We start from the raw sequence: 15,950 nt of genomic DNA, 5'->3' as shown, positions 1-15,950 counted from the left end.
AGGCGGGCATTGCGACAAGAATCGACTTCATAACGCTAGAATTCTTGGAAAAATCCAAAAATTTTCAGCACCTTCGCAGTAGCGTCGGTTAAATTGCGATTAATAGGTGTTTTCCCTTAAGTTGATCGGCTCACATACAAAAAGTACTAGCTTTAGCAATAAGCCCAATTTTTACGAATATCTGTAAATAACAAGTCTCGTCTATTCAGTCATGTTCATGGCAAGATTTGTCGTAACACGCCGTGTTTATGTGTTATTTTTTTATAATTCCAGTATTGACCCTCAACTTCACGCCACGATTCCACGCCTAAATGGCTATCAAGGGTCACCTGAATAGCACCCTCGTCTGCGCTATTCAACCAAGTAGCATTCAAATGTTGATAACGCTTTAGAACTTCTAGATGGGGATGTCCGAATTGATTGTTATAACCCGCAGGAATTAAGATGATACTGGGTCGAACTGCCTTCAGGAACGCGTGTGTTGACGAGGTTTGGCTGCCATGATGTGGCGCGACAAGAACATCGGCTTTCAGCTTATTGCCGTAGGTTTCTAACAGCCTCGACTCAGCTATGGCTTCAATATCGCCGGTTAATAGTGCAGTACCTTTTGGCGCCTGAATCTGCAAGACGCAGGAGTTATCATTTTCTGATGAATTATTGCCAATTTGCGGAGATATTATGGAAAACTTGACCTTATCCCATGTCCATGACTGCCCTGCTTGACATTGGGTCGGGAAATATTGGCTCAATTGTTGTGGCACGCTGGTTAAAACATTTTCAGTGTGCATACTTGCCATTAAGGAATCAACGCCGCCGATGTGGTCGTTATCCCCATGACTAACAATCAACGTATTAATCTTATTAACACCCTGGCTACGCAAAAATGGCACTAAAACACTTTGCCCCATATCGCTGGTCGCTGAAAACTTTGCGCCCGTATCGTAAACTAGGACGTGATTCGCCGTTTGCACGACGGCAGATAAGCCCTGTCCGACATCTAATAAAGTCAATTTGACCACGCCGGGTTCTACTTTACTCGACTCGGTAAAAATCAAAGGAAACAACATAATCAATCCCAAGCAACGCGACGGCATTCCCTTGGGTGCAAACAGTAATAATATGCCTGGAATTGCAAAGGCTAATGCCCACCAGGAAGGTTGGGAGTGGTTTATGGTCGATAAGGGCAGGTCGGCTGATTTGATCAGAATCCACCATAAGCCCTGTAATGCCAAATCAACGACAAAAAATAGTTTAACCGCCACTAACGGAGCAATAAACATGACCAGCGTTGCAAGCAGCGCTAATGGGACGACGACCAAGCTGATGATTGGCACGGCGATTAAATTAGCCAGCGGTGCAATCAATGAAACTTGCTGAAAAAAGAACAACAATAACGGCGCTAATCCTACCGAAGTTACCCAATTGATTTTGAAACCGCCGCGAAAAAAGCCCAGTTTGCCTAAGCGTCCGGTGATGGAATAAATAATTAAGCTAACCGCAATAAACGATAACCAGAATCCCGCTGACAATACGACCAGTGGATCAACAATCAGGACGGCGAATAAGGCAACAGCGAGGATGTTGTAAGGTCGAGTATTACGCTGCTGGATTACTGCAACCATAGCGATAGCAATCATCAATGCCGAACGCTGTGCAGGTACCGAAAAGCCCGTTAAGCCCGCATAAAATATGGCTGTCACTAACGCCACGATAGCCGCGACTTTCTGGGGAGACCATGCCAAAATCCCCGACCAAGCCCAAAACCTGATGACCAATAAATACACTAGCCCGGCAACCAAACCAATATGTGAGCCGGAAATAACCATCAGATGGGTTGTGCCAGTTTTGCGGAATATGTCCCACTGGTCAGCAGAAAGACTGTTGCCATCGCCAATTGTTAACGCTTTAATCAACGGTAGGCTGCTACTATTCGCGAGTATTTGCTCTAATTGCTCCGCGATAAGTTGCCGCCAAACTAACAGGCTGGTTTGGGTTGAACCATTGTCCAGCAATTGAGGTTGAGGTTTGGGGCGGACATAACCGGTCGCACCGATGCCCTCAAAAAATAACCAGCGTTCGTAATCGAAACCGCCGGGATTAAAATTGCCGTGCGGCGGTTTTAACCTGACCGTAAACGCCCATTTCTGTCCAGCTTTAATGGTTTGGTCAGGGTAATACCAAGTTAATCTCAATTTATTTGGAATCTGGTTGGCTGCTTCCGCCACGTTGAAATTAAAGCGGACATGGTTGCTTTCATGCTCTGGTAAGTCAGCGATATAACCTTGAATTTTGATGTCCTGACCTGACAAATGTTCTGGCAAACGGTCATTTTGCCTGATTGAGGCAAATACCATAGCCCACAATATGGCGAATCCAAAAAAGAAACCATGCCACGACCGTAACTTTGCCAATACACCTAAGCCAACGACCGCGACTGGAAACCAGGCAACATCGGGCAATATCGTCATTTGCTGAACCAGCAAAATTCCGGCAAGAAAGAATAAAACCAGTGCAACCATAGTACTGGCTAGTGTAGCAACTTAACGGGTTAGATATTCTGAATTCTGACTTTTCGTAAAATCAGGGAAAATTCCCATGTTATTTTTAAGCAAAATGGGCATCATTGAGGGTTGAAATATCAATGGGGAAACGTGAATGACAGCTAAGATTGATGTACTACTTGTTGATGACCATGCCGTCGTTAGGGTAGGCTATAAGGCTTATCTTTCACTTTCCGAAAATTTATGAGGCAGAACGGGGAAAAGCTGCTTGCCAGCTTTACAACCTGATTATGGGAGACCCTAAGATTCAGCTTTCTGGTCACGGGCAAGCAGGTTTTGTACGGCGGTTAATGGATTCAGATTTTCGTATAAGACCCTAAAAGTTTGTTCAGTGATGGGCATGTCTACTTTATGGCGCTTGGCGAGCAGCAAGGTATCTTTAGCAGCTAAGATTCCTTCAATTTCCTGGCCTATCTCATTGGTGATGGACGATCTGCTTCTGCCCTGCCCCAAGGCCAGACCAAAGCGGCGATTCCTGGATTGATTGTCGGTGCAGGTCAATACCAAGTCACCTAAGCCAGCAAGTCCGATGAAAGTCTCTTGCTTGCCACCCAGTTTGATGCCTAAGCGCATGATTTCACTGAGACCGCGAGTAATCAATGCCGCACGGGTATTGGCACCAAAGCCCAAGCCATCGGCAATACCGGCGGCAATCGCCAATACATTTTTGACCGCGCCGCCGACTTCAACACCGATAATATCAGAGCTGGTGTACGCCCGAAAACGGTCACTATGCATGATGTCTGCCAGTTGATCCGCAAACTCGGCTTGCTTTGAGGCAATGGTGATTGCGGTGGGAAGGTTTGCGGCGACTTCACGGGCAAAAGTGGGACCGGAAAGGATAGCGGCTGGTGTGTTTGGTGAGAATACATCAGCCACAACTTGATGCAGTAATGCGCCATCTTCTGGGTTAAAGCCTTTGGTTGCCCAGGCTATTTTTAAATCGTTAGCAGAGACATGCGGCTTGAGATTAATCAAGGTGCTTTTGAAGGCGTGGCTGGGTACGGATAATAAGGTAAGGTCGCTGAATTCTGCGGCTTGCTTTAGGTCAGAGGTTACGGTTATTTGTTCTGGAAAGACTAGATCAGGCAAGTAACGCTGATTTTTTCTTTCCCTGGCGAGAGCCGCGATATGTTCAGGGTTGTGTCCCCACAATAAAACTTGGCAACCGTTTCTGGCAGCCAGTATAGCAAGTGCAGTACCCCAGGAACCTGCGCCGAGCAGGCTTATTTTTTGGCTCAAGCTTATTGACCAAGCAGTTAGTTGATGGTGTTTGATCCAGCCGTTTGTTGCAGATGTTGACCATACAGCGCATCAAAATTGACTGGTGCAAGCAGCAGTTGGGGAAAACCACCTTTTGCGACCAGATCAGAGACGACTTCCCGTGCATAAGGGAACAGGATGTTCGGGCAAAAGCTGCCAAGCATCGGCCCCATTTCTTGCTCGTTAAAATTCTCCAACGTGAAGATCCCAGCCTGGTTGACTTCGACCAAATAAGCCGTGATGTCGACGCTTTTGACGGTAATCGTTACAGTTAGAGTGACTTCAAAGACGTTTTCGTCCAGTTTGTCTACATGCGTGCCTAAGTTGAAATCTACAACAGGTTCCCATTTTTCACGGAAAATCTTCGGTGCGTTAGGCGTTTCAAAGGATAGGTCTTTGGTGTAAACCTTCTGGATAGAGAATTGTTTTTCTGGGGTGTTATTTTCTTCGGCCATGAGTGATGTCTAAAAAGTAAGTTTGAGAGATTAAGCTTGTTTACAAAATCAAGCGCCAGTCTTGCTTTTGCGGTTGACTTTAATCGGTAATTTGTAATCTTCCTGCCAGGATTGCATGCCGCCAGTGATGACAAACACGTCCTTATGCCCCGCCTTGGTGATTATTTTTCCAGTCGTGGCTGAACGTGTGCCGTCCTGGCAAACAATCAGAACTTGATTGTTTTTGTAGGCATCAAAGCTAGATATTTGCTCTTTTATTTTACTCAGCGGCAGGTTGACTGCGCTTTCGATATGGCCTTTATTGAACTCATCGTGTTCGCGTACGTCAATGACTACGGTATTGCCATTGTTCATTTTGGTTACGGCCAACAAGGGCGATACGAAACCAAACTTCTTAAGTGCCGAGTCAAATAATTCCTGAATCAACAAATAAGTCACCACCACTAGCGCAAGTGCCAAAATATAATGGTTTAAGATGAATTCTATGAGGCGGTCTGGGGTAAATGTTTCTGATAATGGCATGATAATGAAGGGTGTTTGCTTTATTGATGTTATAAATTAGGGGATTCGGTTGGGGTATTTTACACAACCATGCTAGCGCATATTTAGTATAATGCCCCCTGTTTGCGCGTGGTCATCCCAACGCGGGACCCAGTAATCCCTATAAATGTGGCGAATGATACCTTATTTTGACGGTTTTCGGGTAATGTTTGTGGGATGCTTGCAAAAGATTGTTACTCCCGTAGGCTATGGGTTGTTTATAAAAGTTTCTGGAGATAAAAAGTAAGATGTCGAGTCGCCCCAAACCTGTTGTATTGCTGATCCTAGATGGATTTGGATATTCCACGGAAAAAGAGAACAATGCCATTGCGATGGCGAATACCCCCTGCTGGGACAGTCTGCAAAAAGATTATCCTATGACTTTGCTGGAATGCGCTGGGGAAGTGGTCGGTCTGCCTGACGGACAAATGGGCAATTCCGAAGTCGGGCATATTCACATCGGCACAGGCCGTTACGTACCCCAGGATTTCTCCAAGGTTAATGATGCGATCAAGGATGGCAGTTTTTTTACCAATCCGGTGTTATGTCAGGCAGTTGATGCAGCCAAAGATAAGGGCAACGCACTGCATATCATGGGGCTATTGTCTCCAGGTGGAGTGCATAGCCATGAAACCCAAATTGTGGCGACGATCGAATTAGCTGCAAAACGTGGGCTTCGGAATATTTATCTACACGCTTTTCTGGATGGGCGGGATGTACCACCCCAAAGCGCGGCTGCTTCTATCGAATTAATGGAAGCGACATTCAAGAGATTGGGTGTGGGCAGAATTGCGTCGATTGTCGGTCGTTTTTATGCGATGGACAGGGATAAGCGCTGGGATAGGGTCAAACAAGGTTATGATCTGATTGTAAAAGGCGAAGGTAGTTATCGCGTAAGCTCTGCGCTGGAAGGTTTACAGGCATCTTATGACCGAGGCGAGAATGATGAGTTTGTTCTGCCAACAGTAATTTTAGATGCCGAAGGAAAAGCTGCAACACTCGATCCTGAAGACTCCGTGGTATTTATGAATTTCCGTGCAGATAGGGCGCGAGAAATCTCCCAAGCCATCACCGATGCTGATTTCACCGGATTTGAACGTGGTCATGCGCCGCACAAAGGTTGTTACGCAACCTTAACTGAATATCACGAAGATTTTGATTATCCCGTCGCATTCCCATCGGTGGATATTAAAAATAGCCTGGGCGAATATTTATCGAATTTGGGTATGACTCAATTGCGTCTTGCAGAAACCGAAAAATACGCCCATGTTACTTTTTTCTTTAACGGCGGTGTTGATGCCAGCTTTCCTGGTGAAGATAGAATGCTAATCCCTTCACCCAATGTCAGAACGTATGACTTGCAGCCGGAAATGAGCCTGCCTGAACTGACCGACCGTTTTGTCGAAGCCATCGCTGGCGGTAAATACGATGTCATTATCTGCAACTATGCCAATGGTGATATGGTAGGCCATACGGGGATTATTCCTGCTGCGATTAAGGCGGTAGAAGCTATTGATACTTCCTTACAGCGCGTCGTTGATGCGCTAAAAAGTGTCGGTGGAAAAATGTTGGTGACAGCCGATCACGGCAATATCGAGCAGATGGTCGATGATGACGGCTTAGTTCAGACTGCACACAGCACCAACCCAGTGCCGTTGATTTATGTTTGCGGTGAAGGTAAGTTAGCTTCCGGCGGCAGCCTGAAGGATTTGGCCCCCACTCTATTAGCTATATTAGGCGTTGGACAACCTGCGGAAATGAACGGTAGGTCTCTTATCAAAGCCACTTGATGTTGGCATGTGGAAATATCTAGTTTTTTATTTTCTGCTAGTCTTGTCAACGGGATTGGCATGTGCCGAAGATGCCACTGATACACAACAGCAAAGTGATGCAGGCTCGGATGTCGCGGTCAATCCTGACGCACAAGCGTTAGAGCAGCAAAAAGACCAGTTGCTCGGATTATTAGCCCAAGTTGATGAGCGTTATGGCGATGTTGCCGCCTCGATGAAGTCGATTAAGGCACAGATAGAGCTGACCACCAGCAGCTTGGACAAGATTCGTAGGCAAATAAGCTCATACCAAGGTCAAATCAAACAATTGAATAAAGAAGTCTCTGGGCAGGTTAGAGCGGCTTATGCGATGGGGCAGCAATCGAAATTAAAATTGATGCTTAATCAACAAGATCCGGCATTATCTGGTCGAATGATGGTATATTATGAGTATCTTAATAAGGCACGTTTACAAAAGCTTGCTAATATTCAACAAACAGTTAAATATTTAGATGAGCTAGATAAAGAGAAGCAAGCCGAAACCGAGTTACTGGAAAAAAATCAAGGACAAAAAAAATCAGAACAAGCGGCCTTGGACGAGGTAAAAAAACAGAGAAAAGACCTGGTTGCTCAGCTAAATGATGATTTTTATTCTAAAGAAGATCAATTAAGCCTTCTAAAAGAAAGTGAAAATAAACTGATAAACCTCATCCAAACGCTGGAAAACGAACCTGATGAGACTAATCAAGAGTCTGAAACGTCAAGTCCTGAAACGGTTAGCCCAGGAAATACAGCAAGTTTTCCTAAGCTGACCGGAGATTTTTCTGCCTTAAAGGGTGAGTTGCCCTTGCCAGTAAAAGGTAAGTTGGCGAGCATGATCGGCAGTTCTTCCTCGGAAGATATGTGGAAAGGCGTTTTAATCAATGCTAAGGAAGGTGCTGATATACATGCGGTAACCAAAGGAAAAATCGCTTATGCGGGTACTTTGAAGGGCTATGGCTTGTTGATTATCGTTGAGCATGACAAGCAATTTATGACGCTGTACGCATTTAACCAAAGCCTTTACAAACACAAAGGCGATTGGGTTGAAGCCGGTGATGTGATTGCGTCGGTAGGTCAAAGCGGTGGTCGACCTCAGCCCGGACTGTATTTTGAAATACGCCGGAATGGCAAGCCGATTGATCCATTGCTTTGGTGTCGTAATTAGAGGCTGATGATGTGAAGTTGGATAAGCGGTGATTTTTTTGTTTTGGTTTTGACGGTTAACTAATCGGCATCTAGGCGTTCAAGATTGTCCCCAAAAATTAAAGATAATGTAGTGGTTGGAGTGTAAAGGCACATGCTAAAAAAGAAGAGTTTATTTATTTTGTCCTTAGGGGTTATGTTGGGTGTTTTTATGGGCATCTGCGGTAGCGTAGTCGCTGAAAAGGACAAAAACGATGTTGCGCTAGAAAACGAAGCATTACCTTTCGAAGATCTTCGGACATTTACCGAAATTTTTGGTCGCATCAAACGCGATTATGTCGAGCCTGTCTCAGACAAAAAATTACTCGAAGATGCCATTCGCGGGATGTTATCAGGTCTTGATCCCCATTCCGCTTACCTAATCTCCGAGGAATACCAGGAATTAAAAGAAGGTACGACCGGACAATTTGGTGGCTTAGGTATAGAAGTCACCATGGAAAATGGTTTTATTAAAGTGGTCTCACCGATTGATGACACCCCTGCCCAAAAAGCCGGTATAAAAACTGGCGACCTCATCGTCAGGCTAAATGATGAGCCCGTGAAAGGTATGTCATTAGCCGATGCCGTCAAGAAAATGCGCGGTGAGCCAGGCAGCAAAATCCAATTAACTGTCGTGAGGGAAGGCGCGGAGGCACCGCTTAAGCTGACTTTACTACGCGCTGTTATCAAGGTGCAAAGCGTAAAAAGTCGGCTGTTAGAAAAAAATTATGGTTACTTACGAATCAGTAGTTTCCAATCTGGTACCGGAGAAAGCCTTAAAGAAGCCCTGGCCAATATGAAGAAAGAAAATGCCGGCAATCTTAAAGGTTTGGTGCTAGATTTAAGAAATAACCCAGGCGGTGTGTTGAATGCAGCGGTTGATGTCAGTGATGCGTTCCTCAAATCAGGGCTTATTGTCTATACCGAAGGGCGTATTGAAAACTCTGAAATGCGCTTTAATGCCGCCCCCGATGATCTTATTGAAGGTGCGCCGATGGTGGTATTGATTAACGCAGGATCAGCATCCGCTTCAGAAATTGTGGCAGGTGCGTTGCAAGACCAAAAACGTGCCGTGATTATGGGTGAAAAATCCTTTGGTAAAGGATCCGTACAAACCATCTTGCCAACCAGCAATGGAGCTGCAGTTAAGCTAACTACAGCTAGATACTACACACCATCGGGCAGGTCAATCCAGGCCGAAGGTATTGAACCAGACATAGCTCTGGCAAACGTTAAGCTAGAATCCCTGGATAAGAGCGAGTTCGATCCGGTAAAAGAAGCCGACCTTTCACATCATTTACAGAATGGTAAGGCAAAGGAAATGGCGAAAGAGGCCGAAGCAGGAAAAGCTAAAGAAGCGGCGGAATATAAAGACTATCCTCTTTATCAGGCATTAACCTTACTGAAAGGTATTAGTATCGTTAACAAGTAAATATTAGCCTTTTTGACTAAATGCCCGACCCAAGTCAGCCTTAACTGTTGACTGAAATCGGGTATTTTTTGCTTCAAACCTTATTATCCCCTCCCTTGCAGAGCAGAGCAGAGCATAAATTATAGTGGTCAAGTTTTTTCGGACACTAGAATAGGTTGTTTATTTGCCATATTACATTCATGCACTGAAAATCTTGGAAACGTAACGTTAGCGGAGTGAAGATTTTCAGCGTTGATAAATTCTTTTTGTGCCTCATTTGTCTGCCGCTGAGTTTAATCAGGAACACCCGCACACAGTGCCTCCTTCCTTTTGTCGGCGGCAATCGCCCAGACGGTGACGCAAGCCATGCTGGCAAACGTTTAGCGATGGCTGGTTCTTGTTGCCATTATTCCAAATCATGGCCTGCCGATTTGGGCAATTTAAAGAAACATTCGATTTGCCACCTCCAGTAATACCAAAGCACCAACGTGCCAGCATCTATTTCTTTAACATTGCTCAGTAGTAGCCATTCAGCCAGTATTTCGCCGTCTTCGGACAGGACGCGACTAACAGCTGGGTGGGCAGCCACCGGTTCACCTGAAACCGGTGGCTTTTTACCCTTTTTCTGGCGGGGACGTGCTGGGCGAGCATGGTATCCGCCGAAACTGCCCAAATGGGCAAACAAACAGCAATATATTAATGCCAAGCCCCCACCTCATGTCAATCACCACCCAATAATTCCCACCTATCAACATCCAAAAATTTCCAGTTGACTTAAAGAGGCCATGGTTTTTGGATAGCTTTTTTCCGTTGTTTTATAAGAATCATCGCCTGTTTCTAGGATGTCACAATGGTGGGTTACCCTATCCAGCAAGGCGGTAGTCATTTTTTCATCGCCAAAGGCTTGCATCCATCCGGCGAAATTCAGATTGGTGGCAATGATCAATGAGGTTTTCTCGTAGAGCAGGCTAATGAGGTGAAACAACAAGGACCCACCGGACTGGGGAAACGGCAGATAGCCAAGTTCGTCAATAATCACGCATCGATCTGGATTAACCGTTTGGCCAGGAATCCGGCTTTGCCCAACTGTTTTTCTTTTTCCAGCTGATTGACGAGGTCAACCGCGTTGTAGAAACGGATACGCTTGGCCTGATGAATAGCTGAAACAGCCAGTGCGGATGCCACATGGGTTTTACCGGTACCGGCGCCACCGACAAAAATGAGGTTATTCGTGCTCCATGAAGCTGCTGGTGGCCAGTTGTTCAATATGGGCTTTGTCCAGAAGGCTTTCCGTCCAATCAAAATCGATCAAATCCCGATGGGGCGGCAATTTGGCGGCATGCAGTTGGTAGTTTAAGTCGGGCATGGCGATCAGCTTGTTCAGCTGCTATTAAGCGATCTAGCCAGACTTCTGGCATGACCGGCCTGTGTTGGGCGGCGGTCAATGGTCATAGCGAGTCCCCCTCAAGCTATCGTAACGGCTGCAATCGGCCTGTACGTCAAGGCGCAGGGCAGGAATGTTTGCCGGCAAACTCTGTAGTGCTTTAGGACGGGCTGCCTCGGTGAGGCGACGCATTTCGTTGAGTACAATTGCAGCGGCAATAACACCGGTTTGTAAGGTCGGGTCACAAGCGACTTCAAGCGTTTCAAGTCCGTTTTCGCCAAGGCTTCTGGCCATCAGCAGCAATTCGACAAACGCCCGGTCGCCTTTGTCCTGTTTAAGGAGTCGGTCCCTGGCGATCCGGATAGGTGTCGGCAAATCCCCATTGCCGGAACGGTGCGCCATGCCGGAGCGCCCCTGGCTTTTTCTCCAGTATCGGCAAATAATGCCAAGGGTCGCACAACAGTTGGCTGGACGCGGTTTGACATTAAGCCTGATAACCATAGCTTGAAAATAACAACCTATGGAATAGAACCTTATACCGCTCAAGATCTGAGTACTAAAAGTGCTGAGATTATCAGCCGTCAGCCTAAAATTGTTAGTCAATTGTTGGTCTCCCCTCAGCCCTAAATTGAATAATAAATCCGGTAGAACTTAATGAGTTCTGCCGGATTTTATTTTGGGTAATTTTATCCAGATCGGTATGAACTATTGAACTCCTTTGCTAAAGCTTGGCACCCATAGTAACTGACACGAAATCTTCATGATGCTGTAGCGTTGTTTTCACATTGCGGGGCTAAGATTCAATAGTCTTCGTTGGCGAGAGGGTGTTAATCAAATTCTCTTGGCGAATTGCAACATGCGACAAAAATAAGCACATTGACCGTTGTAGGCATCATTTACTAGCGGAGATTGAAAATTAGTGAGTTTGGGTTTTACTGTTGATTGTTGGGGCACTAGGTAATCGTACGTATATTTAACAAATCCACAAACCTTTATTCTATCCTCAAGTTAGAAACTTAACTCAAGATAAAAGGACAAGCGTATTCAAGGAGCTTTAGTAAGGAAGTGGAATAAAGACTCGTCGTTATTCCACAAGGCTACACCTGCTGCGAAGCAGGGTCGGAAAGCTACAGGTCTTTTCAAAAAAGATGGCTGAGTTGCAAATTTAATTTTTTATAACTGGTTATTAATTTTTGGAGAGATTTACATGAAAAAAGTATTGGTTGCTTTAGGTTTAGCAATATCGGCATTCTCATTTCAAGCTAGCGCTGCTACATTTAATTCATACGATTTGGGTGCTATAACTGACTTTAAAGGTTTTAACGGTGAGTTCAGAGGTACAGGTCCGTTTGAAGATACTTACATTTTTGTGGCACCAGCAAATGATGGTATAAGTGCATCTGCCACTAATTCTTTTACTATCAACGCTAAAACCGGCAAAACCATAGGAAAGATTAATAATTTTGCTGCACAATTGGATGGTGTCGATTTATTGCTTTCCTCTGGTGGGACTTTTCAGTTGCTGATGGCTGATTTAGCAGGAACAGCAGAACAATTCCACAGCTTGGTAATCAGTGGAACAAGTACTGGTAGCTATGGTGGCAGTATCGCAGTTGCTCAAACCCCAATTCCTGCAGCCATCTGGTTATTTGGTTCTGCGTTGATGGGCTTAACAGGTGTTTCACGGCGCAAGGCAGCTAAAGGTTAATCGCTAGAAGTTTTTTCTAAGAAAGGGGGGCTTGCCTCCCTTTTTTTGTGCCTAAGTTTCCAGCAATATCTAACTGGGATGCGGTTTTCAACATACCACGTCCGATTGAGGAACTCTTTGAGAAATCCCACATGGCTTTACGAATCCTTTACATTCGCTTACTAAAGCTCAAAGGCCATAGTAACTGACACAAAATCTTCATGATGCTGTAACTTTTATTTCACATTGCTGGGCTAAGGTTAAGAAAATTCGTTGGCGGAGTGATTATTCATCAATCAAATTTTCCTGGCGAATAGCAACCTGCGACAAAAATAAGCATATCAAGTGTTGTAGGCAACCTTTACCAAAGGAGAAAACCATGAAAATGCGGAAAATCGCCAGTAGCATAGCCTTGATACTTGCGGCTATAAGTGTCAGTTATGCAAGCAATAATGAAAAAAATCATAAAAAGTCAAAAACACCCGTTACCGTCAAAATAGTTGCCATTAATGATTTTCACGGACAATTAGAATCCCCCGGAACATTACGCGATGTGCCGGCAACACCCGCTTTGCCCACTCCGCCGACAACACCAGTAGGCGGTATCGATTGGATAGCTGGTTATATCGCCAACCTTAAGCTTAAAAACCCTAACACTACCGTTATCTCTGCAGGCGACCTTATCGGCGCAACTCCTTTAGTATCAGCGTTGTTCCATGACGAAGGCACTATTGAAGCCATGAATCGCCTCGGTTTAGATATTAATGCCGTCGGGAATCATGAATTTGACGAAGGTAAGGCTGAGCTGTTACGTATGCAAAAAGGCGGTTGCCATCCGACAGATGAAAACAGTTGTCAGGGCAGCCTAGTTGGAACGCCAGTTCCGTTTGAAGGTGCTGAGTTCAAGTTTTTGGCGGCAAATGTTGTAGATACCGCTACCAGAAAAAACCTGTTTCCTTCTTTTGTTATTAAAGAATTTAACGATGTTAAAGTTGGCTTTATTGGTTTGACCTTGAAGGAAACACCTACGATTGTAACGCCAACTGGCGTGGTCGGATTGGAATTCAAGGACGAAGCGGCAACCATAAATGCTTTAATTCCTCAACTTTACAGAAGAGGTGCTAAATCCATTGTTGTCTTAATCCATCAAGGCGGCACAATACCAGTCTCCCAAGCGATCTCGACCATCAATTCCTGTGATGGAAATCTGGAGGGTTCACCTATAAAAACCATCGTCAACCAACTCTCCGATAAGGTTGACCTAGTTATCTCTGGGCATACGCACCAAGCTTACAATTGTTTGATTGCGACCAAGAGTCAAAGCCATTTGGTTTCGGTTACGAGCGCAAATTCACAAGGCCGGGTGTTGACTGATATTGATATGGTCATCGACGCTAAAACAGGAAGAGTGTTGGATGTAAAACCGGTCAACGTCCCAGTAGACAGAACGAACACGGCTATCATCCCAAATGCCGAAATTAAGCAGATTGTTGATAATTACAAAGCTTTAGTACAGCCGATTGCCAATCGTGTCATCGGAAGCATTACTGGAATCTTATCGCGTACGAATAATACTGCCGGTGAATCTGCCATGGGCGATGTGATTGCCGATGCCCAACTTGCTGCCACCAAAGATTCTGGTTTCGGCGATGCAGTAGTTGCCTTTATGAATCCTGGTGGAGTCCGTGCCGACCTTACGTTTCTCTCTAGCGCTGCGGATGAAGGTGATGGCAATGTCACCTTCGGTGAGGCATTTACAGTCCAACCTTTCGGAAATAGTCTGGTTACAATGACATTGACTGGCGCTCAAATCGAAAACTTACTCGAACAGCAATTTCAAGGTTGCCCCAACAATCAGCCTTTCAACCGCATACTGTCTGTTTCTGAAGGCTTTTCCTACGAATGGTCTTTTACTGGTATTTCCTGCGATAAAGTCAATCCTGACAGCATTAAGATCAATGGTGCCGTGGTTGATCCTGGGGCAAATTATCGAGTTACCGTAAACAGCTTTATGGCTGACGGCGGCGATAATTTCTTAGTCTTGTCGCTTGGGACAAATCGTCTAGGTGGCGCTCAAGATAGCGATGCTCTGGAAGCTTATTTTAAAGCCAACTCCCCAGTATCCCCAAATGCGTTGGGCCGAATTCTAAAGTTACCCTAACTTCAAGCATATAGGTTAAACGTTGATGGCTGCCGACTAACTCTGCTAAGGGCTTCTTGATATTGTTTCATCAATTTTTAATAAAATTGACATCATATAGACATAAAAAAACAGTAATGTTCATAGCTTAACCTGATCGACTGGTCTTGGTTGAACGCAATAAGTAAAATAACTTTTCTTGGAGATTATCATGCGCTTGTTTAACAACCTATTAGCTATTGCCGTTGTAATAGCTATCTTGTCACCACTTGCCGTATCGGCAGACCAAAACAACAATCACAGCCGACCTGTGCAAAATATCCAGCTTGGGCCTAGACCATTTTTCTTAGTCGATGACATGCAGAAAAGTAAGCTTAAAACTGAATTGCAGCAATGTTCAGAAGGCTCTTTTTATAAAACCAAATTTTCGATTGGGCATCGCGGAGCAGCCCTACAATTCCCCGAAGAAACCAAACAATCCTTAGAAGCAGCAGCCCGGATGGGCGCTGGAATTCTTGAGTGTGACGTAACGTTTACCAAGGATAAGGAGTTAGTTTGTCGTCATTCTCAATGTGATCTGCAGACGACTACCAACATTATGGAAACACCATTGGCTAACAAGTGTTCGATACAACCGGACATGAACAGTGCGACACCTTATGCAAATGTTAAATGCTGCACTAGCGACATTACCTTAGCCGAGTTTAAATCTCTTAAAGGCAAGATGGACGGTGCAAATCTAGCCGCAAAAACAGTTTCGGAATATATGAATGGGACACCTAGCTTCCGCACCGATACTTATGCGGGCAATGGGACAGTCATGACTCACAAAGATTTCATCAATTTGACGAAAAAACTAAATGTTTCCATGACACCTGAGCTGAAAGAAGCGCTTGTGCCTATGCCTTTCGATGGCTTTACCCAAGAAATGTATGCACAAAAAATGATTGATGAATATAAGGCGGCAGGCATTAACCCTAACCGGGTTTATCCGCAATCTTTTCATGTTGCAGATATTCTTTACTGGATTAAGCATGAACCCGCTTTCGGCAAACAGGCTGTTTCTTTGGAAGATTTGAATACGCCAGAAGATGTTGATGCGGCGATGGCAAGAATTCCAGCCTTAATTGCTCAGGGAGTGCAAATTGTCGCCCCACCAACTTGGGCATTGGTCACCCTGGATGCACAAAACAAAATCATTCCATCTGATTATGCCAAAGCATTAAAGTCTGGTGGCTTAAAAATCATTACTTGGACGCTAGAGCGGTCTGGGCTTTTGAAAAATGGCGGTGGTTATTATTATCAATCAGTTGCTGACGGTATTAAAACTGATGGAGATACAATGGTGATGTTGGATGTATTAGCTAAAGAAGTCGGTGTGATGGGCATTTTTTCTGATTGGCCTGCTACAGTCACTTATTGAGACCTTTGCACAAACAGCAGAAACTCCGGCTGACTGGTCAAAAGCCGATTTTTTTGAATTGGCATTCACCTTAATGGGCGGTATTCGGCTGAA

The 15,950-nt window shown here is 44.9% G+C and carries 13 protein-coding genes, 2 pseudogenes and 1 riboswitch; of the genes and pseudogenes, 7 read left to right on the top strand and 8 right to left on the bottom strand.

Annotated features, from left to right (window positions below; all coding sequences use genetic code 11):
* Positions 1-215: 215 nt before the first annotated feature.
* Positions 216-2,519 (bottom strand): DNA internalization-related competence protein ComEC/Rec2, encoded by a 2,304-nt coding sequence (locus tag ABL924_RS09090; RefSeq protein ID WP_349026772.1) that lies wholly within the window; start codon positions 2,517-2,519, stop codon positions 216-218.
* Positions 2,520-2,655: 136 nt separating this feature from the next.
* On the opposite strand from ABL924_RS09090, the pseudogene ABL924_RS09085 reads away from it, so the two are divergent.
* Positions 2,656-2,785 (top strand): annotated as a pseudogene (locus tag ABL924_RS09085) (DNA-binding response regulator); the annotation flags it as partial.
* A 16-nt stretch (positions 2,786-2,801) separates the two neighbouring features.
* On the opposite strand, the gene ABL924_RS09080 reads toward ABL924_RS09085, so the two are convergent.
* Genes ABL924_RS09080 through ABL924_RS09070 form a run of 3 tightly spaced genes read right to left on the bottom strand, consistent with a single transcriptional unit; the run spans position 2,802 to position 4,801 of the window.
* Positions 2,802-3,803: an NAD(P)H-dependent glycerol-3-phosphate dehydrogenase gene (locus ABL924_RS09080; RefSeq protein ID WP_349026771.1), complete on the bottom strand. Its 1,002-nt coding sequence runs from the start codon at positions 3,801-3,803 to the stop codon at positions 2,802-2,804.
* A gap of 17 nt (positions 3,804-3,820) precedes the next feature.
* Entirely contained in the window at positions 3,821-4,279 is a 459-nt protein-coding gene (secB, locus tag ABL924_RS09075; protein ID WP_349026770.1) for a protein-export chaperone SecB, read from the bottom strand.
* 48 nt (positions 4,280-4,327) lie between these two features.
* Positions 4,328-4,801, bottom strand: coding sequence for a rhodanese-like domain-containing protein (locus tag ABL924_RS09070; RefSeq protein WP_349026769.1), 474 nt, complete (start codon positions 4,799-4,801; stop codon positions 4,328-4,330).
* 266 nt (positions 4,802-5,067) lie between these two features.
* Between ABL924_RS09070 and gpmI the strand changes: the two genes are divergently transcribed.
* The 3 genes from gpmI (at position 5,068) to ABL924_RS09055 (ending at position 9,244) form a co-directional block, all read left to right on the top strand.
* On the top strand, positions 5,068-6,609 hold the full coding sequence (gpmI, locus tag ABL924_RS09065) for a 2,3-bisphosphoglycerate-independent phosphoglycerate mutase (RefSeq protein WP_349026768.1): 1,542 nt from the start codon (positions 5,068-5,070) through the stop codon (positions 6,607-6,609).
* 7 nt (positions 6,610-6,616) lie between these two features.
* Complete coding sequence (locus tag ABL924_RS09060; protein WP_349026767.1) at positions 6,617-7,795, top strand: peptidoglycan DD-metalloendopeptidase family protein; 1,179 nt, start codon at positions 6,617-6,619, stop codon at positions 7,793-7,795.
* 132 nt (positions 7,796-7,927) lie between these two features.
* Entirely contained in the window at positions 7,928-9,244 is a 1,317-nt protein-coding gene (locus tag ABL924_RS09055; RefSeq protein ID WP_349026766.1) for a S41 family peptidase, read from the top strand.
* 385 nt (positions 9,245-9,629) lie between these two features.
* Here ABL924_RS09055 and ABL924_RS09050 read toward each other — a convergent pair whose 3' ends face one another.
* The 4 genes and pseudogenes from ABL924_RS09050 to ABL924_RS09035 form a co-directional block, all read right to left on the bottom strand.
* On the bottom strand, positions 9,630-9,929 hold the full coding sequence (locus ABL924_RS09050) for a hypothetical protein (RefSeq protein ID WP_349026765.1): 300 nt from the start codon (positions 9,927-9,929) through the stop codon (positions 9,630-9,632).
* Positions 9,930-9,971: 42 nt separating this feature from the next.
* Positions 9,972-10,408 (bottom strand): annotated as a pseudogene (locus tag ABL924_RS09045) (ATP-binding protein).
* A 40-nt stretch (positions 10,409-10,448) separates the two neighbouring features.
* Positions 10,449-10,589, bottom strand: coding sequence for a hypothetical protein (locus tag ABL924_RS09040; protein ID WP_349026764.1), 141 nt, complete (start codon positions 10,587-10,589; stop codon positions 10,449-10,451).
* Between the two features lie 75 nt (positions 10,590-10,664).
* On the bottom strand, positions 10,665-11,210 hold the full coding sequence (locus ABL924_RS09035; protein ID WP_349026763.1) for a hypothetical protein: 546 nt from the start codon (positions 11,208-11,210) through the stop codon (positions 10,665-10,667).
* Positions 11,211-11,693: 483 nt separating this feature from the next.
* Positions 11,694-11,772, top strand: a riboswitch (cyclic di-GMP riboswitch).
* Positions 11,773-11,814: 42 nt separating this feature from the next.
* On the opposite strand from ABL924_RS09035, the gene ABL924_RS09030 reads away from it, so the two are divergent.
* The 3 genes from ABL924_RS09030 (at position 11,815) to ABL924_RS09020 (ending at position 15,857) form a co-directional block, all read left to right on the top strand.
* Positions 11,815-12,315: a hypothetical protein gene (locus ABL924_RS09030; RefSeq protein WP_349026762.1), complete on the top strand. Its 501-nt coding sequence runs from the start codon at positions 11,815-11,817 to the stop codon at positions 12,313-12,315.
* A 358-nt stretch (positions 12,316-12,673) separates the two neighbouring features.
* The gene (locus ABL924_RS09025; RefSeq protein ID WP_349026761.1) at positions 12,674-14,455 is read left to right on the top strand and encodes a bifunctional metallophosphatase/5'-nucleotidase; all 1,782 of its coding nucleotides are present in this window, start codon (positions 12,674-12,676) and stop codon (positions 14,453-14,455) included.
* A 190-nt stretch (positions 14,456-14,645) separates the two neighbouring features.
* A complete protein-coding gene (locus ABL924_RS09020) occupies positions 14,646-15,857 on the top strand; it encodes a glycerophosphodiester phosphodiesterase family protein (protein ID WP_349026760.1) in 1,212 nt (403 codons plus the stop codon).
* Positions 15,858-15,950 lie beyond the last annotated feature (93 nt).

The sequence above is a fragment of the Methyloglobulus sp. genome, assembly GCF_040079455.1.
GTDB lineage: Bacteria > Pseudomonadota > Gammaproteobacteria > Methylococcales > Methylomonadaceae > Methyloglobulus.
Note: the sequence above shows the minus strand (reverse complement) of the source record. Positions and strands in the feature narration are given on the sequence as shown.